The organism is Herbivorax alkaliphila, assembly GCF_030848475.1.
Classification (GTDB): Bacteria; Bacillota; Clostridia; order Acetivibrionales; family Acetivibrionaceae; genus Herbivorax.
Window position 1 is genome coordinate 1 of sequence record NZ_JAVDDS010000030.1, and the last position, 26,886, is coordinate 26,886.

Below are 26,886 nucleotides of genomic sequence, written 5' to 3' on the forward strand. Positions count from 1 at the left end.
ATTTAGTTTATAGATAATTCAGCCGATATTTTATATAGATAGCCTATGTTTATTTATTATCATTTTGCTTAATCAAGTTCATAAATTTGTTGAGGTTAAAACTTATGGGTTTTTTTGATGAGAAATTTGTAAAAAATAAAAAAAGTTACATTCTCCAATGCACTTTAGCAACTATATCAATGTTTATTATACTAATGTTTCTTGATATAATATCAGATGGTATAGTAATTGCTTCTCTTGGTGCTAGTTCGTTTATTGCTTTTACAATGCCTAAATCAGAGTTATCAAAACCTAGATTTCTTATAGGAGGCTATTTCGTTGGCATTATAAGTGGGTGTACTTGCAACTATATACTTAAATTAGCAGAAATGCACATCCTGTTTCCTTCAAATAAGTTAGTCATTATATCAATTATAGGCGCTTTGGGAGTTGGTTTGGCAATTTTTTTAATGGTAATCACAAATACTGAGCATCCTCCAGCTGCAGCACTTTCATTAGGTCTTACTCTTATGGAATTTACTATGATTACAATTACAGTTGCTTTAATTGGAATTATAGCATTGTGCTTTTTAAAAACCATTTTGAAATCACAGCTTATAAACTTACTATAATTTCAGCTTATTCTAAGACTCAACTCCACCTGAAAATTTATAAGAGCAACTAATATTAGAAATCATTAACCAAATTCAATTCAAGAACCGTCCCCAGTTTGAATTAGACTGGCTATGCTGTCTCAATATTTGCTTCATCTTGAAGTTTAAGCTCTTCAATTGCCATTTCTCTCAACTTGTATTTCTGAATCTTTCCACTAGCAGTCATTGGAAAGTCATCTATGAACTTGACATACGATGGAACCTTGTGTCTTGCCATATTACTCTTTACGAAATCCTTAATCTCATCTTCGGTAGCGGTTTTGCCCTGTTTTAATATAATATATGCCATAATCTCTTCACCGTATTTCTTGCTAGGAACACCTATAACCTGTACATCCTTGACAGCAGGGTGGGTATATAGAAATTCCTCGATTTCCTTAGGATAAATATTTTCTCCACCTCTTATTATCATATCCTTGATGCGGCCAGTAATCTTGAAATAACCGTCTTCATCCATAACCGCAAGGTCTCCGGTATGAAGCCATCCTTTCTCATCTATGGCATTTGCAGTTGCCTCTGGCATGTTGTAATAGCCTTTCATAACATTATAACCTCTTATAACCAACTCACCGTTTGTATTAAAAGGTGCATCTTCATTGGTAGCAGGGTCAACTATTTTAACTTCAATAAAGGGAAGAGCTCTTCCAACAGTTGAAACTCTTCTCTCTATACTATCATCAACCCTTGTCTGGGTACATACAGGAGAAGCTTCTGTCTGACCATATGCAATGGTTATTTCTTTAGCCCCCATAAGTTCAACTACCTGTTTCATAACCTCTACAGGACAGGGGGAGCCTGCCATGATACCAGTTCTGAGTTTGGTAAATTTGAATTTACTAAATTCCGGATGTCCAAGCATTGAAATAAACATTGTAGGAACACCATGAACTGCCGTACACTCTTCATCTTGAACTGCCTCCATTACCCTGACAGGATGGAAATGATCAACAGGCACTATTGATGAACCATGAGTGATACAAGCCATTATTCCAAGCACCAATCCAAAACAATGAAAAAACGGCACTGGTATACAGAGTTTATCCTTATAGGTGAAATTCATGCAGTTACCTATGCATTTTCCATTATTGACAATATTATAGTGGCTTAGCATTACACCCTTAGGAAAACCTGTCGTACCTGATGTATACTGCATATTGATAATCTCGTGTACATCAAGGCTTGACTGTATAGCTTGAAGTTCCTCATCCGGTATTACCTTTGCCATTTCATGTAATTTATTCCAATTCATCATTCCCGGGTGCTCTTCCTCACCGATGTATATTATATTTTTAAGCTTGGGTAAAGTTTGGGACTCAAGTTTTCCAGGCTGGGAGTCTTTGATTTCAGGGCAAAGGCTGTTAATAATGTCTACGTAATTTGCATCTTTACAACCATCTATAAGAATTAATGTATTCGAATCCGATTGCCTGAGTAGATATTCAAGTTCAAAGTTCTTATAGTTTGTGTTTACCGTAACAAGCACAGCACCTATTTTGGCAGTAGCAAAAATGGAAATGAGCCATTCCGGATAATTTGTTGCCCATATGGCTACATGGTCACCTTTTTTTATTCCCATTGCCATAAGGCCTTTTGCCGCCTCGTTGCATATATCCCTGAACTGGGAATAAGTTTTTCTGAAAGGTTGCTCATGATAAATAATCGCTTCATGATTAGGATACCTTTCAGCCATGTCGTCAAGTAAATCTCCAACCGTTTGGTTTATTAATTCTTCCATCTTGACCCTCCTAACATGTCCGTCAACTATTTTAAAATTATCAAACACTTTTTATTTCCCCATTCGTTTATATCATATAAATAATTCACTAAGATAATTATACACCAAAATAGCATAAATGGTAACGTTAATTTATAAAAAAGGGTTCATATATATTTTTTCATTCACTTAAATAAGGGGATCTAATATCAATGTATATTCTAAAAGCTTCATTATGGAATTATATGTATAGCTTTTAGAAACAGAAAAAAGGGGGTTGCCCCCCAATGTTTAGCTTTATATAAATCAATCTACTTATGATGTCCTTAAATACTACTCAATAAATAGTGGGATTTCTCTAATATTTTTATCATCTAAAGGACCTAGCATTAAATTTGAAGTGCTGTCAAGAGCATCTTTATCAACAGTAATATATATATAAAAGTATTCCATAACCGGTGGACCAACAAAACTCGGATTGTTTACACTAGTAGATATTACAAATGAATCTCCTTTAATGGCAGCACCATTTAATCCAACTGAATTTCCACCCTCACCAAATTGATAAGATACCACTATCATTCCGTTTTCTTCAAAAAACTCATCTGTATAGCCCAATCTTGAATATATTCTTTCAATATTAGAAGAATACGAACCACCAGATCCTCCCATAGAGATTTCATAATCCTTTATTAAATCCTGTCTTTCTATTATATTTAAATTAATTTCTTGTGTTTCATCGGCTATGCCTTTTGGTACAGTAACTAACAATGCCCAATGAGCCATATCAGTTGTTCCTTTAAAAGGTGTAAATCTTTTCAAATTTACTATGCACTCATCATTTTTAAAGGTGACTTTATCCATCTCATGCCAAATAGATCCACTTGTTTCTTCTAAAGCTATAAATATTAGACCATTGTTCTCAAAATATGCGTCTGTATATTTATCTAAAGCTTCATTGATATCTTCACTTTTATTCTCCTTAAACAGTTCTAATAATTCAGCATTAGTATTTATATTTTGTATTGTAGGATATTCATCAACAGCAGTCTGTGTTTTAAAAAGCTCATGACTTGATTCTACCTCTTCTTCTGTTATTATATTTAGCTTAGCTTCTGAAATATTATTGAGCTTACCTGATATCGGAAGCAAAAACACCTTATGATCCGTTCTAGAAGATAAGGATGATTTAGATTTAAATCTGTGTATATTTACAGTGCAAATTTCATCTCTTATTTCAATACTTTTAGGGGTATCTTGTTCATATGTACTATTTTTCTCTTGTGCAACATATATAAGACTATTGTCCTCAAAAAACTCATCTGAATATCTATTTACATATAATCCAATATCAGGTGCTCCACGAAAAGAATATTGATCGTATGATCCAATTGCTTCTACCAATTCTGAATTAGTATTTACTATTTTTACAGGATAATCCGGAAGATTTTGTACATAAAGTGAGTCATAATTTATCATTATCTCATCTTCTGTATTGGATTCATCTTCCTCACTTTCATTGTATTCATCAAAGTTATCTATTACTCCAAGAATATATCTTTTTAATAATGAGTAATCTATTGAAGATACATTACCATCCCCGTTTATGTCTGCATTTTCAATATTGATATCCTCCTTGTCACTATTGCCTAAAATATATCGTTGCATCAGTGCAGCATCTGTAGAATCAATGATTCCATCTGAATTTAAATCCCCTGTTATTCCAGTAGCATGTCCATAGGCAAAAGTCCCTAAAATAACCGATGTCAAAACAAGGTTAAACATTACCTTTTTGCTTAATTTCAACACAATCACACTCCCCTTATTGGATTACATCCATTTTATTATATTTAAATTTTATCATATCAAGCTCATATAGGTCAATCTTGCATAATATTGTAAATGGATTTATTAATCATAACAATTAATTTTTGTTTACACTAATTTTATAATATTTTCCAATAGAAAACGTCTTTGTTGCGGCTGATTTAAATGGGGATGGAATAATAGACAGCACTGATATTTCTTTGATGAAGAGATATATCTTTAGTATAATAGATTGATTTCCTGTTGATTATACAGAAAATAATATAATTTATTATAGTTTTCTAACAGGTATTGATATATAAAACACACTTCCCTTTTCTTCTCCTTCTTCAAACCACATTTCTCCTCCAAACCTTCCCTTTATAGTAGAATAGGATAAAAGTAAACTTATTCCTGTTCCATTTTTATCCCTTGTGGTAATCATATGCTTAAATATTTTATACTTAATATCTTCAGGTATTCCTTTTCCATAATCTCTAACCTCAAATATAATTGAAGTCATGTCTAAGTATATACTAAGGTCTATCCTATATCCTATTTCATTTTTTTCACTATATGACTCAACTCCATTAATCAAAAGATTGTCAATTATTTTAGCTAGACTTCTTATATCACCTGATATTCTTGTCTTAATATTAAGATTTGTTTTAATGTTAAGATTGCATCTAGAAAGTTTTTTGTTGTTGTCTAGATTATATTTTATTACGCCTAAAAGTTCTTCTATCGTAAACTCTTTTATAGAGGTACAATTTAGCTGTGTAGTTTGATTTTTAATGGTTGAAATCATTTTTGAAATATAGGAGTTATATTCTTTCAGCCGCTCATTCCACATTTTAATCTCTTTAGAAATTTTACTTTTCTCTTTAATAGTTGCATTGGCATCTTCTAGAGCATATCTATGTTTATTTATCAGTTTTTCCCAAGTCTCCTGTATTTCTGATATTGATTTAATAGGTGACATAAGGTTATGAGAAATAGCTCCAACTAAATGACCTAATAGAGCAAGACGCTCATTTTCAAGCATAACTTTTTCCATCTTATCTTTTTCCTGCAACACTAAAACTCCTTTTAATATGTTGCTTACCTGAGATCTTAGAGCTTCAAATACAAAAACATCATCATTGTTTATTTCAATACATAAAAACCCAAAGTTTTCTTCCCCAAAATATAATGGACATACAAGATAAATAAACCTTCTATCTTCAGGGAGATAACAATTCGGCACTATATCTTTGGTGTTATAAATCTTTACACTACCCGTTATATCGACTCTTTCATGATTATAAAAGGCATATATAAGCTCTGATTTATCAGGAACATCATATGATTTATTTAACAAATCTGTATCTACAAACATAGTTGAACCTTCATAATAAGTTGAAATAAAACAACTTCTTATATTGCACCCTTTTAAGATGTAAGTAATTTTATTATATAGCTCTTCTAAAGAATACGTTTCAGTTCCCTCAACTAATTCCATATCAGGTGTGAGTCTTAAATATTTATTTGACATCTCATCTAATGTCCTCTCGCCCCTGCACCCACAAGACTGTCTCTTGACTAAAACTGCTGGAAATTCCATTATATCATTGGTTTTTTTCCCATCTATTTTTTCAATTAGCGTTTTAACTGCATTATAACAAAGTTCTTCAATCGGTTGACGCACAGTTGTCAAAGAGGGTTTTGTCAATCTTGAATTAATTGAATCATCGAAACCACACATGATAGTTTTTCCCGAAACATCAAATTCATATTTTTTAGATAAATCACCAGTTGCCTTTATAGCTCCTAATGCCATATCATCATTAGAAAAAACAATTGCCTCATAATCAATGTCTTTTATAATTATATCCTTCATTATTTCATATCCATCTTGAGAATCAAAGTTGCCCTCAAAAACTATATTTTTATCAACTTCAATGCCATTTTCATTTAAAACTTCTAAATATGCTTCGTATCGTTCTATCGCTTCACAGTTATTTTTAGGACCTTTTACAAAAGCAACTTTTTTGTAACCATGGTCTTCTACTAAGTGTCTTACTGCACTTCTCATACCTTCTTTATTCTCCATCAATATACTAGTAGCATTTGGCACAACCCTTCCAATTGATACCATAGGTATTTCTTTAAATCTTTCTAAAAAGCTAACAAACTCATCTTCATTTAATTTATCTGATATTGCAGAGGTAAGTATTACGCCATCGACTCTACACTTATCTACAAAACCATAAACAATAGTATGTTTTTTATCATCACCCATTTTTGACTTTATATTTTTCCCCTCATAAACTATTAAATTGCAATCAAATTTTTTAGCTGCTTTTTTTAGCATAAGCCACATGTAAGTCAAATAGTTTCCATTTAGACCTTTTATCATCAATCCTATTGTTTTACGTTTTTTCATTATTTACCTCCAATCAAAGCAACTTTAATGTTATGAATATTATTACTTATTCACCATTATTTTCACGTTGTCTTTTAACAGGTATAGATATGTAGAATGTTACTCCTTTACCTTCAGGTTCTTCAAACCATATTTCTCCCCCAAATCTGGCCTTTATAGTAGAATGGGATAGAAGCAAACTTAGCCCTGTACCATTTTTACCTTTAGAAGTCACCATATGTTTAAATATTTTATCTTTAACCGAAGAGAGAATTTTATCTCCATAATTCCTTATTTTAATTGTGATAAACTCTTCTTTATAGCACACATAAAAGTCAATTATATATGCTTTTTCATCTTCTTTACTATATGACTCAACTCCATTAACTAAAATATTATTAATTATTTTTACTAAACTTGTTATATCACCTGATATTTTTATTTTATCAGTGACCTCTGTTTTAACATTTAATTTACACTTTGAAAGTTTTATATTATTATTTAAATTAAATTTTATTTTTTTCATAAGTTCATCTACAGTAAATTCATTTTTAGTATTAGAATTTAACTCTTCAGCTTGTGCATTAATACTTAAAATTACTTTTTCCATATAATTTTTATACTCTTTTAATCTACTATTCCAAGTTTTCATTTCATCTAAAATCTCAATATAATCTTCCTTTGTAACTTCAGAATCTTCTAAAGAATTTTCATACTCATCAGCAAGACTTTCCATAGCAGATGATACACCTGATATTGACATTATAGGTGACATAAGATTGTGAGAAATCCCTCCTACTAAGTGACCTAAGGAAGCTAACCTTTCACTTTCAACTAAAACTCTTTTTATCCTGTCCTTTTCCATTAATAGAAGTGCACCATTTAAAACATTGCTAATTTGAATCCTTAATAATTCAAAATGCAAAACATCATCACTTACTAATTCAATACACATAAAACCAAAATTATCCTCCCCAAAATACAATGGCTTTATAAGATAATTAAACCTTCTATCCTTTGGAATAAAGGACTCAGGTATTAGATTTTTTGTATCAAAAAGTTTTTCTTCTTCTACATTCACTCTTTCACCATTACAATAAGCATATAGAAGTACAGATTTTTTTGGAACTTCAAAAGACTCTTTTAGCAATAAAGTATCATTATACATAATTGTACCTTCATAATATGTGGAAATAAAACAGTTTTTTAATCCAATTCTTTTAAATTCCTTGGTAATTTTTTTACAAATATCATTTAAATTATATGTTTGCACTCCTATATTGAATATGCTCTGTGGTATAAGCCTTAAAGACTTATTTGATATTTCATCTAAAAGACTCTGTTTTTTACATCCACATGATTGTCTTTTCACTAAAACAGCAGGATACTTTATGATATCCTCTGTTTTTTTTCCATCTATTTTCTCAAGAAGAGCTTTAACAGCCCCCTGGCAAATATCTTCAAAAGGTTGACTTACAGTTGTCAAGGAAGGAGTTGTCAATTTTGCTTTAGTTGTATTATCAAATCCGCATATGGTATTTTTTTTAGAAACATCTATATTATATTCTTTTGATAAATCTTCAATTGCCTTTATAGCTCCTAATGCCATATCGTCATTTGAAAAAACAGCTGCATCATATTCAATTCCTTTGAGAATTACTTTTTTCATAATTTCATACCCTGTATGGGAATTAAAATCCCCTTCAAAGACAATATCCTCATCTACATCAATATTATTTTCTTCTAGAACTTCTAAATAAGCTTCATATCTCTCTACCGCTTCACAATTATTTTTAGGTCCTGTTACAAAAATAATCTTTCTATACTCGTGATCTTTAACTAAATGTTTTATGAGACTTTTCATTCCTGTTTTGTTATCTACCAATACACTCGTAGTTTTAGGTATTATCCTTCCAATTGATACTAGCGGTATATCTTTAAACCTACGTAAAAATTTATTAATATTTTCATCACTTACATGGTCAGTCACTGCCGAAGTAATTATAAGTCCGTCTACCCTTTTTTTATCTATAAAACCATATACAATAGTTTGCTTTCTCGTATAATCTGAATAATAGTTTAAAACTCTTCCCTCATAAACTATTAAATTACAGCCAAATTTTTCGGCTGCTTTTTTCAGCATAAGCCAAAAATAAGTTAAATAATTACCCTCTAAACAATTAATTACAAGCCCAATTGTCTTTCGTTTTTCCATATTTTCCTCCAGTTAGCCAAGAATAATGTGTATCTATATATTAAATCGGAATAACTAGATTTTTTAATAAGCTCGAGGAGATTTGTCCTCGAGCTTTAATCTTACTCTAATACAAAATTTGGGTTTGTCAAAAGAATGGTTTTCTTTAAAGCTAATAATAAAGACTTTTTAATTTATTACGTGTTTCTTTTAAACACTCAATTAATTTAGGATTAAAAACACCACATTCACCATTTATAATCATGCTATATACTTTTTCTTCATGGTATGCTTCTTTGTAACATCTTTTACTTATAAGTGCATCATAAACATCTGCAACAGACACAGCTTGTGCTGAAATTGATATGTCATCTCCTTTTAAACCATCTGGATAACCCTTTCCATCATATCTCTCGTGATGATGCCGACATATTTCATAACAATAATTATAATATTGTTCATCTTGAATTACTGATGCACTATTTATAATTTTGCAGCCTCTTGTAGTATGTTCCTTCATAATTTCAAACTCTTCTGGTGTCAACCTACCAGGCTTTAATAATATATTATCTGGAATTGCTATTTTTCCTACATCATGCATTGTTGAAGCCGAAGCCATGACCTCTATTTGTTCTTCACACAACCCATACTCTGGATATTTTTTCATAATAGCCGTTAAAAGAAGTTTAGTTATATTTTTTATTCTTTTAATATGATCACCTGATTCTAAATCTCTCGATTCTACTACAGAACCCAGTACTTCAATAAAACGATTATTAATATTGCGAATTTCATTTTGTTTTTTCATTTTTACAATTTCGTCCATGTCACAAAAGGTCAGTATAACATCTTCACTTACTCCATCAATACCATCCATATAGTACACATTTGACTCATACCACCTAATTTCATCCTTTTCATCCATTATCCTTAATTCAAAAGACAAATGTTTTCCATCTCTGTTTATTTCACTTTTTGAAATAACAGCATCTTTATAAATGTTTTTTTCATTATTATAAATATATTCATCTATACATATTTTCAGTTGCTCAATACTTCCTTGACTAGCTAATTTACCTATTGGTTTTCCCTTTCTTATATACGCTTGATTTTTTTTATTTATATAAATAACTGCATCATATTTTTCTGTAACAATTTGGGATAACCTTTTTTTCATAGCATTTAATGAAATCATCAGTTCTTCTTTCTTTTCTTCTCCATCATTTAAGTAAGATAGAACACCAATAACTCGATTTTCATTTAATTTACTATTTTTTACCCTTGTTAAGTTCAAAACTCCAGAACGCCAGTTTCCTGAATTGTCTTTTATGTCAAGAACAACTACAGACTCTGTTTCATAATCTTTGATTTTCTGAAATGCCTTTTTAACAGCTTCTTTTGATTGTTCTTTTATCCTTTGGCTATTTATAAAAACTTTTTCAAAAGATTCACTTGTGTCATACTTTATATTGAAATCCTCTAATTCTTTCAGGATAATGGCATTACCAGTTTTTATATCGTAGTCAAACATTAGACATTTAATTCCATAATAAGTTTCCATTTCATTTTCTACTTCTTCTACTTTTTCATCTGTACTCATCTCAGCTGGTGCTACAACAAGTCCAAGAATTCCCTCAACAGAACCATCTTCACCAATTAAGGGCTCTTTATAAATGTCATAGTATTTTACTGTTTCACCGCATAATGTAGGCGAAAGCATTCGACTTCCTTTTTTTGTATTCATGATTTTTTTGTCATCATCATAAAAACTTTGAGCTATTTCTTTAGATTTTTGAATATCAAAGTCGGTTTTCCCTTTAAGTTCTCCTCTGTTAACACCATTTATTATGTCGCAAATCTTACTTGTAACCTGGTAATTACAGTTGGTATCCTTCACAAACAGATTAATAGGCAATGCTTCTAATATCATTCGAAACATTCTATTCTCTTCTTCTAGTTGCTTTAGTTTGTTTTCCATATCATTCACTTTTTACATCTCCTTTAACTTAATAGACTATTGCGATGCTATTTATCAAAGTACATAAAGTGACAATTTTTTATTTGTTTTCAGGTTATTTATTTTAAGAATAGATTCTTTTGTTTTTCAAGATAAGGCATTCTATATTATATTCTTCATTAACTATTATTTTTCCTGCTTTTTTGGACAGTCTCGATATTTTTTTTGCAGACCTACTGTTCCTCTGTTAATACCAGATTAAATTAACTTTTACTCATGGAAGAAATGAGGAATTGCATCATAAAATATCCAATGTAATCAAGACAGTTAACCATTACTACCCACGTTGAAACTTGCCTCCATTGAGAAGCCGCCACAAGCACTGTGCATTCTTGAAGCAGCAATTCTCTCAGGAGTTGTTGACGCTACATAAGTAAAATACTTACCTTCTACGAAGGAAATTCATCAATTATTTCTAAAATGTAACGTGATAAAAGGGTGATGTCAGTGCTATTTACTTCTCCATCCTGATTAACGTCAGCTGCACGCTTAGCAGCATCGCTAGCAAATCCTTGCTCTAGTATCCCCCTCTTTGCTAATGCTAAGTCAGTGGAGTCAATAGTACCGTTAAAGTCTAAGTCGCCAAGCATAAATTCAACTTCAGCAGGTCCAGTAATCACAGTCCCTGCAACTGCTCCAATCGCTTCATCTATGTAGAAATTCATAGTATCTTCTTCTGTTTCCACATAAACGTACATATCTCTTGCATCAGCAGGGATTTTGTATTCTGGGTTATATAGGTGAACCCATTCGTTTGCAACTGCAGTCTTCATATCTATAGTATCATATTGAGTATCACCATATGGATCCACATATTGCAATTTCATACAGAATGTTGCCGAAGTACCACCTTCAATAAACATAGCAACAGAACTAAAACAATATTTATCGCCAGAAACAAATGTTATAGGACTTAATGCACGTTGTGCTCCATTCCATGCATCTGTGCGATCGTTAATTAAAAGTGCCTCTGAATCTTTATAAGCTACTCTGCCACTTAACATAATTTCTGCAGATCCTCTATTAGTCCATTGACCCATGCTGCCTTCGAATGTATCGTGATAATAATATCCATTTGCATCTGGCTCCTCTGGCTGTGCTGTTCCACCACCGATTGGGTTGCTACCATCGCCCCATTCCGATTGTGGAATAAGGGAAGCTACTGCATTATAAGCTTCCTTTGGTTGGGTATCTCTATCAAATAAAAGAGGTGCATTTTCAGAACCAATCCAAGTATTGGCATCATCAGGTCCCCACATACAAACTGCTGTAACCCTTCCTTGGTTAGAGTTTTTGTTTACATCGACAGCTGCTTGGAAAATAGCTTCATATTTTTCAGCCTGCTGCTGTTCACTAAATCTGCCCTCCTCTGTGCTTATATCAAGTTCTGTAATCTGAACATCACAGCCTATATTTATATACATCTGTAACGCCGTTGTATAGGTTTCTATACCTGTAAACCCATCCATATCTGCATTGATATGCGACTGCATTCCCACACCATCAAGCAAACCCTTATTGTATAAAGATGTACACAATTCAACTATACTGTCTCTCTTATGATCCCAATATTCGTTGTAATCATTATAGTAAAGCTCACAACCTTCTGGAGCATATTTTCTTGCATATCTAAATGCTTGCTCAATAAAACTATTATCTCCATAAATCTGAACCCATGGAGATCTTCCATCCCCATATCCGGGTTCTCTTGCTCCACCAAAATTTCTAGTTCTGTTAGCATCATCACTCACAGCCTCATTTACAACGTCGTAGGCATAAAGATTTAGTGATGGATACTGTCTTTCTATTTCAGCAAACATATTTTTTATGTAGCTTTCCATACGCTGATCCATAACTGATTGGGATACCCAATCTCCATCGTTTTCAAAATTGTCCTTAAAGAACCACTCAGGCGTCTGACCATGCCAAACTAAGGTATGACCTCTAACAGCTATATTATTTTCTGCACAGAAGTTTAAAATACTTGCTGCACGATTTAGGGAAACGTTAATATTTGTATTAGTTGAACCTGATTGAACCATTGTAGCATCAGGCTTCAATTCGTTTTCATGAGTAATACTGTTAAACTCTCTCAAGATCATAGCCGTTATTGTTGAATTAGTTACTGTTCCAGAGTTAAGTATCGAACCAACTCTGAAATAATTTGCATATATATCTTTTAATCCAACATCACTACTTGCTGCTGATACTGTATTTGCTTTAACTTTTCTATTTTTAGTTATAGTTACATCATCAAAAATGAAATCTACAGTACTATCAGTTGTGATTGACAAAGTAATATCTGATGCAGTTTTTGGTGCTTTATACTCTGTTGAAAGTTCAATCCATTCTCCACTAGCAACGTCTTCAGTTGCAATTACTTTTGAATTTAACTCCCCTGTCTCTGTATCTTGGTAGCTTAAGGAAAACTTAAATGTTTCATTACCATCTCCATCATGATTTACAAAAACGCTGTAATCATAACTCTTACCACCATCAAGATATAAACCCTTTTGTGAATACGCTCCATCATTCTTAGATGAGCGTTTTGTCACCATCATACCTCTTGTAGAATTGTTCCCCTGATTTTCAACTGCTGATAAAACTGTGCTTTCTCCCATATTGCACCATCCATCATAGTTAATTTCAAAGTCATCAGAAACAATCACATCCTCGTATGTTCTGTCTGCGTTTAAAGGCATTGCCCAAAGCAGTCCTGCTGATATTACAAAAGCTGTCACCCCTGCTAAAAATCTTTTAATTTTCATACTTATACCTCCCATAATATAATCTTTCTAAAATCACTGAACCCTTACTTAAGCAAAATTACCTCCTTTGCCTTACTTATACGAAAGATATAGATTTTTTAAGTTGGGAATTTGATTTAGTGAATTAATTTAGCTAAAGCTAAACAACGAGACCTCAGGTGGAGACTCAACTCCACCTGAAAATTTATAAGAGCAACTCCACCTTGTAAAAGATGGAGTCTTAGGATAAGATTAATTTTAAAAACCTCTATAAGCGTTAACTTATACTGGTTTTCATCTACATAATATAGTCTTGTTTTTAATACACAAACTATTTCAAGGCTACTCAACAACTTTTATTTCAATATACGTTGCATCTTTTTTCTCAAGTTCAGTAGATATTTCTTCAATATAAAGTTCATACTCCCTGTGCCTTATATACCTATTCGGATGATTAAACGATTGGAAAGAAATCATATTTTCATCCGCCAAACCTGGTACAATTCTATAAGTTGCATCTGCTCTAAATAAATCCGTGTCCTCATATTTTTTAAGAATAAGTTTAAAGTTTTCATGCTTGAGATAATATCCTGGATAATTTATTGACTCAAAGGAAATACAATCTGCTTCTGCAAGTCCAGGAACTATCTTAAATACAGAATCCTTAATAGGTTCTACATAGGAAGAAAGCCGAACATTAAATGATTCACTTCTTATAAAATATCCACGATAATTACTAGATTCAAATCTTCTATGCATTGAATCTGTGGCCTCCGGTGTTGGCGTTGGTGTCGGTGTTGGCGTTGGTGTCGGTGTCGGTGTTAGTGTTGGTATTGGCGTTGGTGTTGGCTTTGGCGTTGATGTTGGCGTTGGCGTTGGCGTTAGTGTTGGCTTTGGCGTTGGTGTCACTTCTAATTTATCACCTGCCAACCACTCTATTAGATTATCAACAGTAACCTCTTTAGCATACTCAATTGAAATATCCTTTTCTAGTTTTTTGTATACTACATATCTGCCAGTGGATATACCTTCACTTTTTGCAGCTTCTCTTTCCTTTATATCCGCTTGAAGCAAGTATACATCTGCTTTCCCACTATTTTGTATATCATTTTTAATTACATCCATAATAATATTAAGTTCTTCTCTTTTTCTCCTACTTTCTTTATTGCTTTCTTCCTTTTCCCAATTCAACGCACTTGAAATCAATATATGATCTTTTGTGTTCTTACTAATAGCCCCCTTAGCACTTAATCCATCCATTATATTATCAATAGCTTCAGAAATATCAACCTTATCAAACTTTATATTATTAACAAGGAGCTTTGCATCATCATCTAGTGGAACTAAATTTAAAACATTTCCACTATGGTCAATTTCGACCTCAAGACTAGGATTTGTGTCAATACTTACGTAGGCAAAAACTTGGGGATTGTATAAAATATTATTTATATCAATTATCCCCGAAAAAGACATAAAAGCAGCTATCATAAATATGGCACAAGCAGCACCTAAAACCCACTTTGTTAAAGTATGTGTTTTCTTAATAATTTCTTTGTTGGTAAATTCAATTTTCTTTCCCACACAAATTGTAGGGCTTCTCTTAATATAGTAGCACTGAAAATCTTCAGTAGTTACAATAGCTTTATTTTTTGTCAGTTTTAATACAATACCCTGATACTTCATCTCTTCCCTCCTTACTTTCATATTCTAAGGATTAAATTTCTTATTTGCGGTTTCAAAATATTTTTGTAATCATTTATCTTTTCTAGATTATAATAAATCAGAACACTTTGTTTAAATATGCCTTGAAATTTCCATAATCGCTTTCATATATTATGCATAAACATATAATAAATGCTCTATTTCTTTCAACAGTCTTTGGATGAACATCAATTACTTTTGAAAGCTGCTTCATTTGTATATACTTTTTTGTTTTTAATTTATATAAAATATCTTTATTTTCAATTATTTTTTTAGCAATGCCTATACACATTTGTTTTGAATCCTTATGTTTTGGTACATAGTCTGGCAATTTTGTAATACTTAGTCCAAAGCTTTCTAATTCTTTTGAAAAATTTTTTAACTCCCAAATAAGCTCGTATTTGCCTGCTCCCTGATTAATATCATACATATTTAGTTTTTTCTCAAGTTCCTTCTCTCTTTTGCTGTTAAAAGATGAAAAGGGAATTTCATTTTTACCAACTGATGATGATTTCCTAAAATAATCTATCATTCTTTTTTTCATCACCATTTCTGCAAATTTAAGAAAACTTCTACTTCTACTTATATCAAATCTATCAATAGCCTCATCAAAGGCTATTAGTCCTATACTATATTCGTCACTGCTTTTTAAATCATTTGCATTAGAAGAACAAAAATCCGAAACAATTTTTAATATAAATGGAATATAGTCCTTTATAAGCTTTTCTTTCAACTGCTTGTCTCCATTTTTAATTTTTTCAACAATACGGGTTGCTGTTTCACCAGTATAATTTATAACAGCTGTAATAAATAGCATAGATTTCTTCCCTCATCAATAAATTTCTTAAGACAATAATAGCATATTAATGCATAAAATTAAATTAGACCCTGTGCTTTTGATTAACAAAATAACAAAGATTTCTAATAATTTGTCATACCTTATGTGTTATTTATACGATAACGACCTTATTTTTAGGTTGGAAATTACAAAATTAATTTTTCCTTCTCTGTAGTATTATTATGTTGGATGTAGGACTGTTATCTTGTATGTTCACGCTAGACCAAGGGGTTTTACTAAAAGGCAATGAACTATATTCAAATAATTCTAGGTTCAATTCCAGAATAATCCACCAATGTGACTTCTTTATTCTTATATGCATATCTTAATATCTCATCTGTAAATCCTGATTTAGAAAAAAGTACATATGATGAACGCTTAACCTTTTCACCAATATTACTGCTTTTTATTTTAAGTTGTTCTAATGTCCTTGAGCTTACCTTTTCCCTTTTCCACTTACATTCACCAAAAATAAAATTATTTTTAATATCACAGGCAACAATATCAATTTCATTATCCTTATGCCACCACCTGCCTATCTTAATAGGACGAATTGGTAACAAATTATTCTTGCCTAGTTCTCTTAATTTACTTATAGCAATGTTTTCAAATTCCCAAGAAACAAACATTGAAAGTCTTTTTAGTATAACCTCTTCATATATTATATCTGCTCCACCTTCTAATAACTCTGATATATAAGGATACACAAAGGCATAGTAGAATCTAAAATAACTATTATCTATTTTGTAAATCCCCATTCTTGACTTTATCTGTTCTTTAGTCTTTATAGTAGATGGGTATTCTTTTCTTACAATACCTAATTCAATTAAACTTCCAATATAAAATGGAATCTTTGTCTTTTCAATTCCTGTTTTTTGGTATATGTCATTTATTTTTGTATTGCCTAATGCTATTGATTCAATAATAGCATTATATTGACTAACCTCTCGCAATTCCTGTTTTAATAAAAACTCTGCTTCATTAAATAAAACTGAATTATTACTTAAAATATTTTTCTTTAGATTGTTTTCAAAACTGTCTTCTGGAGAAATCATACTCAAATAGTATGGTACTCCGCTAAAAACACTATAATAATTTATGTGATCTTCTAAGCTTCCTTTTCCCATAAAACCTCTAGAAGATTCAAAATCCATCTCTTGAATTTTTAAAACACCTGTTGTCCTTCCGTAAAGAGGATTTTTCTCGCTTAAAACTTTCTTTTCCATAAAGCTCATAGATGAGCCACAAATTATTAACATTATATTTAACTTAGAAAAATAATGATCCCAAAGTTTTTGTATAATTGATGGTATACTTTTGTTTCCCTGAACCATATATGGAAATTCATCTAAAGCAATAATAATTTTTTCTTTATTCTCATTTACGTTGTCAATTATAAATTTAAATAAAGCTTCCCAATCTGAAAATCTATCACTATAAATGTCTTTTTTAAAATACTGCTGTACTATGGTAGACATTTTAGTTAGCTGAACACTATCTGTTACTTCAACTGCAGAATAGAAAACATGTGGTTTGTTTTTTATAAATTCTTGAATAAGAAATGTTTTTCCAATTCTTCTTCGTCCGTAAAGAACTATAAATTCTGTTTTATTGCTTTTATATTTTTCTTCAAGAAAATCAAGCTCTTCTTTTCTTCCAATAAACATACTAATCACCACCTAATTTAATATTATCAGCACTAAACAGTATAGTCAAGACTATTATAGTTTAAACTATAATAGTCTTGACTATACTGTTTGAATTATTTAATGAGAACATATAAATTTTCTTAAAAAAAGACAAGAACACTCTGCCTTGTCTTTTTTTATCTTCACATATTATTATTGCTTGCTTTTCTATTATCACCGATAATCTTATCTTTTAATCAAAATACTTTTTGGCATCATCTAATGTCTTATACTCAAATATTTGGTCAATTATTATTTCTAAAGTTATTGAATCTAGTTTTTCAATTTTAGATTTGGTTTCCTCCGATAGTTTCCCAAATTTTTTAGTCAACAATCTTATTGCAGATTTAGAAAGAGCTTTTGTTTGTCCTTCTTCAAGCCCCTCTTGTTTGCCTTCTTCTATACCTTTCAGTTTGCCTTCTTCTCTTAATTGTTCAGCTAAAGTCATCACAACTTCACTCCCTTCTGGATAAGTCTTTTCAATATTTTCAACAATATCGTTAACATCTTCTGGTAAATCACCATAACCCTTTATCATTTCTCCTAACGTAGTTTTAATTTTCCATTCATCACTTCCATTATATACCACTAAAGGAATTATCAAATGATAGCAGGCTTAGTAAACATAAATATCTAAAAATAGTCCTTAAAACCTTTTACTTCTCTTTCAGAGGTAATACCATCATTATAGTTTACTACTAAAAATAACGATTCATAACTTTCTTTATCTTCTATAACCGTTGTTCCAAGTACAAATTCGTTCATATCAGAAAAACTACTTTTATTAAGATTCCAACTTTTTAGTACTTTGTTATTTTCATCTCTAGCTTCTAAAAGAGCTTCCTGTATTTTGTATTTTGCATTTTCTTGAATCATAGTTTCTATTATATGTGCATTTATTCTGTTTTCTTCAACATACACATTTGCATTTAAAGGACTAAATAAGCTTAAGTTTGAGGGTGACAAATGTATTGCTTGAATTTCACTAGAGCGAGCAGTCCCATTATGTTCTAAAGATATAAAATATTCATACATACGTACATTGTCTGGAGATTTAAATTCTTTTATTTCTTCATCAACAGTAGCAGTTCTAGTCTGATCTTGATTAGTAATTCTCCTAGTTAAGTGCACATCCCATACAGGTTCTTTTTTTATAATGGAAGCAGGAAAAGTGGCTATAAAATGACCATTACCCATATCTTTTGACTCTACTTGGGTATAGCTATCTTCATCTATTTGGCGATAATTTAAAAATACATTACTTCCCGTTTGATATTTGTTTAGTTGCCAATCTACCTTTATTATGGCTTCTTCATCCTTAATTTCTTCAATCTCAAATTCACCAGGAGTCCACCATCTAGCATCATCCCTTATTTTCTCAACAATTCCGCTAATACTTGATATTTCATTGGATACTTGAGAACGAACACCATACAATTCACTTTGCAGTCTAGATATTTTACTATTAAGCCTAAATATTTGATTATTTAAATTTTTAGTATTTGTGTAAGTTATTAGAATCAGCAGTGAAATCACTACAACTGATATTATTAAAAAAACATCTTTTTTATTATACATTTTCTAGCCTCCCCCAAACTGCCTCTAATCTATAATAATACCTATAAAGGGTAATCATTCCTCTTTATAGGTATTATTGCATAAAAATTTGTAAATAGCAACTATATTTGTTCTGGATGTAGGCTTGTTATCTTGTATGTTCAGACTAGAGACAGTGAACTACTAGAAAGAAAAGAATTAAAGTTGCCATTGAAAGTTGCAGCGAATTAGTTGACGTATTACAGATTTTAAAATAACTTTTGATGGAGATATTGTTTAAAAAAATTATTGATTTTATTTTTGTAATTAATTAATTTTGTAATCACAATATTTTATCACCTCAACTCGTTGTAATTTTTGTTGTACTTGTATGTAATACTATTACGATGTGATAAAATTGGAACGTATTGCTATGAAGAAGCTTTATAAATGGAAGCAAAAGAAAAATAAAAAACCGCTAATTATTAGATGTGCACGTCAGGTTGGTAAGACCTGGCTTATGAAAACTTTTGGAGAAACCACTTACAAGCAAACTGTCTATGTGAGTTTTGACAATAATCAGGAAATGAAAGATTTGTTTGAAAAAAACATGAATATTGAGCGTATAATAACAGGCTTAGAGCTATATGCTGGAAATAAAATCATTCCAGAAGATACGCTTCTCATTTTTGATGAAATTCAAGAAGTGCCAAAAGCACTAACATCATTAAAATATTTTAATGAGAATGCACCACAATATCAAATTGTATGTGCAGGTTCTTTACTAGGCGTTGCACTACATCAAGGCACTTCATTTCCAGTTGGCAAAGTGGAATTTCTAGACCTATATCCACTATCATTCAAAGAATTTATAAAGGCAATGGGAAAAGAGCAGTTTGTTGAACTTTTAGAAAAGGGAGATTTCGAACTTGCAAATACTTTTAAACATGAATATATTGATTTATTAAAATATTATTATTATGTTGGTGGCATGCCAGAAGTAGTTGATAACTTTTTGAACAATCAAGATTTTAATGAGGCAAGGGAAATACAAAAGCGTATCCTTTCTGTCTATGAACAAGATTTTTCAAAACATGCACCTAATGGCGCTGTACCTCGTATACGAATGCTCTGGAACAGCATTCCTTCACAACTCACTAAAGAAAACAAAAAATTCATTTATGGATTGATTAAAGAAGGATCTATAGCAAAGGATTATGAAATGGCTATGCTTTGGTTAACTGATTGCGGTCTTGTTCACAAGGTTCAACGTGTAACAGCTCCTAATCTTCCACTAAAGGCATATGAAGATTTAAAAGCTTTTAAATTATTTATGTTGGATGTAGGACTGTTATCTTGTATGGTTAGGCCAGATCAAAGGGTTTTACTAAAAGGTAATGAGCTATTCAAAGAATTTAAAGGTGCACTAACAGATCAGTATGTTTTACAACAACTAAAAACACTAGATGAAATAGAAACATATTATTGGACAAATGAACGTGGAAGTGCAGAAATAGATTTTGTCATTGATAACGGTCAAGATGTTGTCCCTATTGAAGTGAAAGCTGAGGTTAACTTAAAAGCCAAAAGTTTAAAGACTTACTTTGAGAAATTTAGTCCAAAAACTTCAATTAGGACAGCTATGACTGAATATAATCAGGAATATTGGCTTTTAAATTTACCTTTATGGGCTATTGAGACAATACATCATGTTTGATAATGCTATTGGAGAAGCTTTTGGTATCCATTTTACCAACAAGAGGCTCCGCCTCAATGAGATAAAGAACTGGCTTAAATGCTAATTTAAAATATGTTAAAAACCTTATGAATGTGCATGTACCTTTTATAATCGGAACAAACCTTGGACAAATAGGATCCTTTATAATTTTACTTGGAACAAGTGATAAGACCATTAAAGAGTATTTACTAAAATAGAAGGGCAATATTTAAAAATAAATAGAAACAAGTAGTAGGTTAATAATATAATAAATATTACATAGAAAGAGGGTGATTATAATGGAGATACAAGAAATAAAGGAAATAATAAAAATAAAGACAATAAATACTACATAAGAGTTGGTACTACAAAGCGTATTGCTTCAAGAGAAGAACTATTAAGGCTATTTGAAGCTAATGGAGCACTACATTTTGATATATCTCCAATGGAAGGTACGTCAATAAAAGATTTAAATATTGATGTTATAAGGGAGTACTTCTTAAAATATAATGCCTTTGATTTATATGAAGAAAGCAAGGAAACTATTGAAAGAATTCTGATTAATGGGGATATAATGACACAGACTAGTGAAAAAGCACTCTGTACTGTTGGTGGTTTACTGGTATTTGGGAAAATCCCCGAAAAGAACCTGCCGCAAAATGGAATGAGTTTTGCTCATTTTAGAGGTATAGAAATTACTGATGAGTTAATAGATAAAAAGGTTTTAACAGGAAGAATTCAGGACATTGCAGACCAAGCAATGGTTGTATTGAAAAACAATATGAAAACCCCTTCTGTTATAAATGGACTAAAGCGTGAAGAGAAAAGTGAATATCCTACACTTGTTCTTAGAGAAGCGATAGTTAATACACTTGTGCATAGGAACTACAGTATAAGTGGTTCAAAAATAAGAATATTTATGTTTGAAGACAGGATAGAGTTTCATAGCCCTAGCAGACTTCCTAATACTGTAACAATAGATAAAATGAAAATAGGTGTTTCCTACGCAAGGAATCCTTTTCTGGTAAAATACATGGAGAATCTTAGGTATATTGATCAATTGGGAAGAGGTATACCTATGATATTAAAAACAATGAAGGAAATTGGGGCAAAAGAACCGCTGCTCAAAGAGTCTGGCGAGGAGTTTGTTTTGACAATATACAACTGATTTCACAAAGTGATCTTTAACAAAGTATAAACCCTTTCTACTCTTTTCAGGTTGTTTCTCAGTTACTGGTACACGTTTTTCAATAAGATCTAAGTCTATAAGAGTTTTCAGATATGGACTTAATGCATTTGAAGGCATATTAAAAACACCTGCAAGTTGAGATACTTTGTGATTACCCTCTGCTATATTCTTCATAATAGCAAAGTATCTCACAATTTCCTTAACTTCTTTACTCCTCCTGTCACAGAATATACTTCCACAAGCTGCTCAAAAGATTTGTTTGAATTAGTTTTCATTATATCTGTAAATTTTAATGGTGATAGACGTATCTGTGCTGTTCTTCTTCCATATAAAGGACTAATGTGCGAAAGAACATGAGTTTTCATCATACTAATCAACGATCCACAAAGTATAATCATCACATTTTTATCCTTTAATATTTCATCCCAAATCCTCTGAAAAACTGTAGCAAATGCAGAGTTAACATTGACAAGGTATTAAAATTCATCTATTATAAGTACTTTTTTTGTGTCTGGCTTATATGTTGCAATTATTTTAAACAAGTCCTCCCAATCAGAAAAACTTGCGTTTTTTAGATAATCCTGTTTCACATATTCTGCTAATGTATTAGAAAAACGCTTCATGTTTCCTGTTTCCATTTCTTCTGTAGCTAAAAAATACATAGCATATTTATTCTTAATAATTTGTTTTCAGACGCTATTTTTTATAATTCTATTTAAATCTATCTTTGAATAAATCACTCGATGTATTTCAACAATTTTCTCATGTTCTCGTACAACGTAAAAAACCACATAATTTTTTACTGGTAGCAGTCTATATTCTTCATCTAAAGGTTTTATCCCACGAAATAGCTTGTAATAATAAGGAAAATTCTGCAATAAAGAAATCGAAGCATCCAGAGGTTCTAGTAAATCCATTGCAGCTTCGGGTGCACTTAAATGTTCTGATATATAAAGGATAATATCCGTTATATCCTCTTTGACAACAGGGAGATAATTAATTTTATACTTTCTCATTATCTATTTTATCCTTCAGTTTTTTCAAATCGCCAAAAACTTCCTTATGAGTAAATCGTTTATTTGTTTGTTTTGCTTGAATCTCAGCTTCCTTAAGTTTTAAATATATCTCACTTTCAAATTGATACTTCTCAAAAGCTTCATAACTCATAACAACCATATCTCCATAGCCATTTTTCGTTAAAATCACTGGTTCAGCGGATTCATGTACAGCTTTTGAAATATCAGCAAATTTATTTCTCAAATCGGACACTGGTCTAATTTGTGGCATAAAATAGTACCTCCAAGTTATATTACAATAATTTTATTATAATTATGATAAAAACTCAATCAAATTTCTAGATGCTAGATAATTTTGTTTCCTCGCAAATTCAGTGCTGTTAAGTTCTTCAAATTTGTCACTGGGATTATATCTTCTATTTTATTATATTCAAGCTCCAACATTTTTAAAATTACCTATCACAGATATATCATCTACTTCATTGTTGCTAATTTGCAAGTATGTCAAATTTACCAGACTCTCTATTGCTGTTATGTCATCGATTTCATTTCCTTTTAAATATAATTTTTTCACATCTCACCTTATAAATAATATAATTAGAATTAGTCTAATCTATTTTAGACTAAAACAAAGATATGCCATAGCCCAAACAACCCTTACGCTGCACTAAAAGGAGTCAAATTTTTTTTTAAAAAAAGACAAGAACACTCTGCCTTGTCTTTTTTAATCTTTACATATTTTTATTGCTTACTTTTCCATTATCACCCATAATCTTATCTTTTAATCAAAATACTTTTTGGCATCATCTAATGTCTTATACTCAAATATTTGGTCAATTATAATTTCTAAAGTTACTGAATCTAGTTTTTCAATTTTAGATTTGGTTTCCTCCGATAGTTTTCCAAATTTTTTAGTCAACAATCTTATTGCAGATTTAGAAAGAGCTTTTGTTTGTCCTTCTTCAAGCCCCTCTTGTTTGCCTTCTTCTATACCTTTCAGTTTGCCTTCTTCTATACCTTTCAGTTTGCCTTCTTCTATACCTTTCAGTTTGCCTTCTTCTATGCCTTTCAGTTTTCCTTCTTCTCTTAATTGTTCAGCTAAAGTCATCACAACTTCACTCCCTTCTGGATAAGTCTTTTCAATATTTTCAACAATATCGTTAACATCTGCTTTTGTTAATCTCTGTCTAGCATTTAGTATATATCTTATAAAAGTTTCAAAATATTCAATTCCCGTCTGTCTATCATCTAATTCTTTTAAATATTCTGCTGCTCTTAAAACTGTTTTTCTAACAACCTTACTGTCCTTAGAAAATATGTCCCTGAAAATAGTTAGCAAAATTCTAAGCTGAACTTCTCCCTTTATCTGTTCATCTGTATATTTTGACAAGTCATACAGCAGATACTCATAATCTGGCATATATTTTTTCACATCTTCTGGTAATTCACCATAACCCTTTATCATTTCTCCTAATGTAGTCTTAATTTTCCATTCATCACTTCCATGATATATAACCAAAGGAATTATCATTGGAAGTTCATCTGCTTTTTCTTTCTTTATTTTTGATTCCCAAATTTCAATCATATACTTTAAAAGCTGAAATGATATATTTTTGCCGATGTAGCTTTTGTGTTCAAAAAGAAAATAGATATATCCTTCTCTTTTGTTTATATTTATCCTAAAAAGCATATCTGAAAATACTTCCTGAAGATCTTCGTTGATAAAACTATCCTTTTGTGGCTCAAGAGTATCTATATCTACAATATTAATAATACTTTTGGGCAAATAATTTTTCATAAAATCTTTTGCCACGGCTGTATTTGAAAAAGTTTCTTTAAAAAATTTATCATGCGGGTTCTGTATCTTCATCTCATCACCTGCCTACTATTATTATATCATCTAACCAATATTATAACATGAATTTTTAGCTTTTTTATAAACAATTTTGTCTTAGTGCTTTTCACAACCATATAGTTTGCTGGCTGCAGTGTTTGTTAAAGCTTCCCTTGGGGTGTTTGAAAAGCTGCTATACATAGATGTAATTTTTGATCCTAGTATAATGCTTCAAAGCATCATTAGTATCAATATTTTACTTCTGGCAGTGGTTTTATTTATTATATTTTTTATCCATATAAAAGTAATCAGTAAAGATTCTAATACTTTATTAAACAAGTCCTAGTCTTCCACTAAAGACATATGAAGATTTAAAAGATTTTAAATTATTTATGTTGGATGTAGGACTGTTATCTTGTATGGTTAGGCTAGATCAAAGGGTTTTACTAAAAGGTAATGCGCTATTTAAAGAATTTAAATGTGCACTAAAAGGAGTCAAATTTTCTTTAAAAAAAGACAAGAACACTCTGCCTTGTCTTTTTTAATCTTCACATATTTTCATTACTTACTTTTCTATTTTCACCCATAATCTTATCTTTTAATCAAAATACCTTTTGGCATCATCTAATGTCTTATACTCAAATATTTGGTCAATTATTATTTCTAAAGTTATTGAATCTAATTTTTCAATTTTAGATTTGGTTTCCTCCGATAGTTTTCCAAATTTTTTAGTCAACAATCTTATTGCAGATTTAGAAAGGGCTTTTGTTTCTCCTTCCTCAAACCCCTCTTGTTTTCCTTTCAGTTTGCCTTCTTCTATACCTTTCAGTTTGCCTTCTTCTTTTAATTGTTCAGCTAAAGTCATCACAACTTCACTCCCTTCTGGATAAGTCTTTTCAATATTTTCAACAATATCGTTAACATCTTCTTTAGTTAATCTCTGTCTAGCATTTAGTATATACCTCATAAAAGTTTCAAAATATTCAATTCCCGTCTGTCTATCATCTAATTCTTTTAAATATTCTGCTGCTCTTAAAACTGTTTTTCTAACAACCTTACTGTCCTTAGAAAATATGTCCCTGAAAATAGTTAGCAAAATTCTAAGCTGAACTTCTCCCTTTATCTGTTCATCTGTATATTTTGATAAGTCATACAGCAAATACTCATAATCTGGCATATATTTTTTCACATCTTCTGGTAATTCACCATAACCCTTTATCATTTCTCCTAATGTAGTCTTAATTTTCCATTCATCACTTCCATGATATACGACCAAAGGAATTATCATTGGAAGTTCATCTGCTTTTTCTTTCTTTATTTTTGATTCCCAAATTTCAATCATATACTTTAAAAGCTGAAATGATATATTTTTGCCAATGTAGCTTTTATGTTCAAAAAGAAAATAGATATAACCTTCTCTTTTATTTATATTTACCCTAAAAAGCATATCTGAAAATACTTCCTGAAGATCTTCGTTGATAAAACTATCCTTTTGTGGCTCAAGAGTATCTATATCTACAATATTAATAATACTTTTGGGCAAATAATTTTTCATAAAATCTTTTGCCACGGCTGTATTTGAAAAAGTTTCTTTAAAAAATTTATCATGCGGGTTCTGTATCTTCATCTCATCACCTGCCTACTATTATTATATCATCTAACCAATATTATAACATGAATTTTTAGCTTTTTTATAAATAATTTTGTCTTAGTGCTTTTCACAACCATATAGTTTGCTGGCTGCAGTGTTTGTTAAATATTGGACAAATGAACGTGGAAGTACAGAAATAGATTTTGTCATTGATAACGGTCAAGATGTTGTCCCTATTGAA

23 protein-coding genes are annotated in these 26,886 nt (G+C 31.0%); 4 read left to right on the top strand and 19 right to left on the bottom strand.

Annotation, left to right across the window (positions count from 1 at the left end; all coding sequences use genetic code 11):
- Positions 1-104: 104 nt before the first annotated feature.
- Positions 105-611, top strand: a complete 507-nt coding sequence (locus tag RBH29_RS11570) for an HPP family protein (protein ID WP_306696986.1) — start codon at positions 105-107, stop codon at positions 609-611.
- Positions 612-723: 112 nt separating this feature from the next.
- Here RBH29_RS11570 and RBH29_RS11575 read toward each other — a convergent pair whose 3' ends face one another.
- Together RBH29_RS11575 and RBH29_RS11580 are read right to left on the bottom strand one after the other, a co-directional pair.
- A complete protein-coding gene (locus RBH29_RS11575) occupies positions 724-2,388 on the bottom strand; it encodes an AMP-binding protein (RefSeq protein WP_306697024.1) in 1,665 nt (554 codons plus the stop codon).
- A 312-nt stretch (positions 2,389-2,700) separates the two neighbouring features.
- A complete protein-coding gene (locus RBH29_RS11580; protein WP_306696987.1) occupies positions 2,701-4,176 on the bottom strand; it encodes a dockerin type I repeat-containing protein in 1,476 nt (491 codons plus the stop codon).
- Between the two features lie 152 nt (positions 4,177-4,328).
- Between RBH29_RS11580 and RBH29_RS11585 the strand changes: the two genes are divergently transcribed.
- The gene (locus RBH29_RS11585) at positions 4,329-4,430 is read left to right on the top strand and encodes a dockerin type I domain-containing protein (protein WP_306697025.1); all 102 of its coding nucleotides are present in this window, start codon (positions 4,329-4,331) and stop codon (positions 4,428-4,430) included.
- A gap of 35 nt (positions 4,431-4,465) precedes the next feature.
- On the opposite strand, the gene RBH29_RS11590 is transcribed toward RBH29_RS11585, so the two are convergent.
- From RBH29_RS11590 to RBH29_RS11630, 9 genes are all read right to left on the bottom strand, one after another.
- A complete protein-coding gene (locus RBH29_RS11590) occupies positions 4,466-6,598 on the bottom strand; it encodes a substrate-binding domain-containing protein (protein WP_306696988.1) in 2,133 nt (710 codons plus the stop codon).
- 46 nt (positions 6,599-6,644) lie between these two features.
- On the bottom strand, positions 6,645-8,792 hold the full coding sequence (locus RBH29_RS11595) for a substrate-binding domain-containing protein (RefSeq protein ID WP_306696989.1): 2,148 nt from the start codon (positions 8,790-8,792) through the stop codon (positions 6,645-6,647).
- Positions 8,793-8,943: 151 nt separating this feature from the next.
- Positions 8,944-10,749: an HD domain-containing phosphohydrolase gene (locus tag RBH29_RS11600; RefSeq protein WP_306697026.1), complete on the bottom strand. Its 1,806-nt coding sequence runs from the start codon at positions 10,747-10,749 to the stop codon at positions 8,944-8,946.
- A gap of 428 nt (positions 10,750-11,177) precedes the next feature.
- Positions 11,178-13,556 carry an endo-1,4-beta-xylanase gene (locus tag RBH29_RS11605; RefSeq protein ID WP_306696990.1) on the bottom strand — a complete coding sequence of 793 codons (2,379 nt, stop codon included), beginning with the start codon at positions 13,554-13,556 and terminating at the stop codon, positions 11,178-11,180.
- 321 nt (positions 13,557-13,877) lie between these two features.
- A complete protein-coding gene (locus RBH29_RS11610) occupies positions 13,878-15,218 on the bottom strand; it encodes an AbfB domain-containing protein (RefSeq protein WP_306696991.1) in 1,341 nt (446 codons plus the stop codon).
- A 97-nt stretch (positions 15,219-15,315) separates the two neighbouring features.
- Positions 15,316-16,053, bottom strand: coding sequence for a sigma-70 family RNA polymerase sigma factor (locus RBH29_RS11615; RefSeq protein ID WP_306696993.1), 738 nt, complete (start codon positions 16,051-16,053; stop codon positions 15,316-15,318).
- 278 nt (positions 16,054-16,331) lie between these two features.
- Positions 16,332-17,741: an ATP-binding protein gene (locus RBH29_RS11620; protein WP_306696994.1), complete on the bottom strand. Its 1,410-nt coding sequence runs from the start codon at positions 17,739-17,741 to the stop codon at positions 16,332-16,334.
- Positions 17,742-17,955: 214 nt separating this feature from the next.
- Positions 17,956-18,366, bottom strand: a complete 411-nt coding sequence (locus RBH29_RS11625) for a DUF4351 domain-containing protein (RefSeq protein ID WP_306696996.1) — start codon at positions 18,364-18,366, stop codon at positions 17,956-17,958.
- A 29-nt stretch (positions 18,367-18,395) separates the two neighbouring features.
- Positions 18,396-19,340 carry a hypothetical protein gene (locus tag RBH29_RS11630; RefSeq protein ID WP_306696997.1) on the bottom strand — a complete coding sequence of 315 codons (945 nt, stop codon included), beginning with the start codon at positions 19,338-19,340 and terminating at the stop codon, positions 18,396-18,398.
- A gap of 376 nt (positions 19,341-19,716) precedes the next feature.
- Here RBH29_RS11630 and RBH29_RS11635 point away from each other — a divergent pair, with 376 nt between their 5' ends.
- Both RBH29_RS11635 and RBH29_RS11640 read left to right on the top strand, forming a co-directional pair.
- Entirely contained in the window at positions 19,717-21,015 is a 1,299-nt protein-coding gene (locus RBH29_RS11635) for an ATP-binding protein (protein WP_306697027.1), read from the top strand.
- 445 nt (positions 21,016-21,460) lie between these two features.
- Complete coding sequence (locus RBH29_RS11640) at positions 21,461-22,183, top strand: ATP-binding protein (protein ID WP_306696999.1); 723 nt, start codon at positions 21,461-21,463, stop codon at positions 22,181-22,183.
- Positions 22,184-22,392: 209 nt separating this feature from the next.
- Here the strand turns inward: RBH29_RS11640 and RBH29_RS11645 are convergent, their stop codons facing one another.
- The 8 genes from RBH29_RS11645 to RBH29_RS11680 form a co-directional block, all read right to left on the bottom strand.
- Positions 22,393-22,602: a hypothetical protein gene (locus tag RBH29_RS11645; RefSeq protein ID WP_306697000.1), complete on the bottom strand. Its 210-nt coding sequence runs from the start codon at positions 22,600-22,602 to the stop codon at positions 22,393-22,395.
- Between the two features lie 78 nt (positions 22,603-22,680).
- Positions 22,681-22,866, bottom strand: a complete 186-nt coding sequence (locus tag RBH29_RS11650; RefSeq protein ID WP_306697002.1) for a hypothetical protein — start codon at positions 22,864-22,866, stop codon at positions 22,681-22,683.
- Positions 22,867-22,893: 27 nt separating this feature from the next.
- A complete protein-coding gene (locus tag RBH29_RS11655) occupies positions 22,894-23,220 on the bottom strand; it encodes a type II toxin-antitoxin system RelE/ParE family toxin (protein WP_306697004.1) in 327 nt (108 codons plus the stop codon).
- A complete protein-coding gene (locus RBH29_RS11660; protein WP_306697005.1) occupies positions 23,207-23,491 on the bottom strand; it encodes a type II toxin-antitoxin system Phd/YefM family antitoxin in 285 nt (94 codons plus the stop codon). Before RBH29_RS11660 ends, RBH29_RS11655 begins: the two co-directional genes overlap by 14 nt.
- Before the next feature lie 74 nt (positions 23,492-23,565).
- Complete coding sequence (locus tag RBH29_RS17865) at positions 23,566-23,664, bottom strand: hypothetical protein (RefSeq protein WP_373463330.1); 99 nt, start codon at positions 23,662-23,664, stop codon at positions 23,566-23,568.
- Positions 23,651-23,794, bottom strand: a complete 144-nt coding sequence (locus RBH29_RS11665) for a leucine-rich repeat domain-containing protein (RefSeq protein ID WP_306697006.1) — start codon at positions 23,792-23,794, stop codon at positions 23,651-23,653. The genes RBH29_RS17865 and RBH29_RS11665 overlap by 14 nt, the downstream gene beginning before the upstream one ends.
- A gap of 207 nt (positions 23,795-24,001) precedes the next feature.
- The gene (locus RBH29_RS11670; RefSeq protein WP_306697007.1) at positions 24,002-25,090 is read right to left on the bottom strand and encodes an Rpn family recombination-promoting nuclease/putative transposase; all 1,089 of its coding nucleotides are present in this window, start codon (positions 25,088-25,090) and stop codon (positions 24,002-24,004) included.
- 562 nt (positions 25,091-25,652) lie between these two features.
- Positions 25,653-26,681, bottom strand: coding sequence for an Rpn family recombination-promoting nuclease/putative transposase (locus tag RBH29_RS11680; RefSeq protein WP_306697009.1), 1,029 nt, complete (start codon positions 26,679-26,681; stop codon positions 25,653-25,655).
- Positions 26,682-26,886: the final 205 nt, after the last annotated feature.

Coding starts and splice junctions, on each gene's coding strand:
- RBH29_RS11570 (WP_306696986.1), top strand. CDS start 105: ATGGGTTTTTTTGATGAGAAATTTGTAAAAAATAAAAAAAGTTACATT.
- RBH29_RS11575 (WP_306697024.1), bottom strand. CDS start 2,388: ATGGAAGAATTAATAAACCAAACGGTTGGAGATTTACTTGACGACATG.
- RBH29_RS11590 (WP_306696988.1), bottom strand. CDS start 6,598: ATGAAAAAACGTAAAACAATAGGATTGATGATAAAAGGTCTAAATGGA.
- RBH29_RS11595 (WP_306696989.1), bottom strand. CDS start 8,792: ATGGAAAAACGAAAGACAATTGGGCTTGTAATTAATTGTTTAGAGGGT.
- RBH29_RS11600 (WP_306697026.1), bottom strand. CDS start 10,749: ATGGAAAACAAACTAAAGCAACTAGAAGAAGAGAATAGAATGTTTCGA.
- RBH29_RS11605 (WP_306696990.1), bottom strand. CDS start 13,556: ATGAAAATTAAAAGATTTTTAGCAGGGGTGACAGCTTTTGTAATATCA.
- RBH29_RS11610 (WP_306696991.1), bottom strand. CDS start 15,218: ATGAAGTATCAGGGTATTGTATTAAAACTGACAAAAAATAAAGCTATT.
- RBH29_RS11615 (WP_306696993.1), bottom strand. CDS start 16,053: ATGCTATTTATTACAGCTGTTATAAATTATACTGGTGAAACAGCAACC.
- RBH29_RS11620 (WP_306696994.1), bottom strand. CDS start 17,741: ATGTTTATTGGAAGAAAAGAAGAGCTTGATTTTCTTGAAGAAAAATAT.
- RBH29_RS11630 (WP_306696997.1), bottom strand. CDS start 19,340: ATGTATAATAAAAAAGATGTTTTTTTAATAATATCAGTTGTAGTGATT.
- RBH29_RS11640 (WP_306696999.1), top strand. CDS start 21,461: ATGGAAGGTACGTCAATAAAAGATTTAAATATTGATGTTATAAGGGAG.
- RBH29_RS11645 (WP_306697000.1), bottom strand. CDS start 22,602: ATGATTATACTTTGTGGATCGTTGATTAGTATGATGAAAACTCATGTT.
- RBH29_RS11650 (WP_306697002.1), bottom strand. CDS start 22,866: ATGTATTTTTTAGCTACAGAAGAAATGGAAACAGGAAACATGAAGCGT.
- RBH29_RS11655 (WP_306697004.1), bottom strand. CDS start 23,220: ATGAGAAAGTATAAAATTAATTATCTCCCTGTTGTCAAAGAGGATATA.
- RBH29_RS11660 (WP_306697005.1), bottom strand. CDS start 23,491: ATGCCACAAATTAGACCAGTGTCCGATTTGAGAAATAAATTTGCTGAT.
- RBH29_RS17865 (WP_373463330.1), bottom strand. CDS start 23,664: ATGTTGGAGCTTGAATATAATAAAATAGAAGATATAATCCCAGTGACA.
- RBH29_RS11670 (WP_306697007.1), bottom strand. CDS start 25,090: ATGAAGATACAGAACCCGCATGATAAATTTTTTAAAGAAACTTTTTCA.
- RBH29_RS11680 (WP_306697009.1), bottom strand. CDS start 26,681: ATGAAGATACAGAACCCGCATGATAAATTTTTTAAAGAAACTTTTTCA.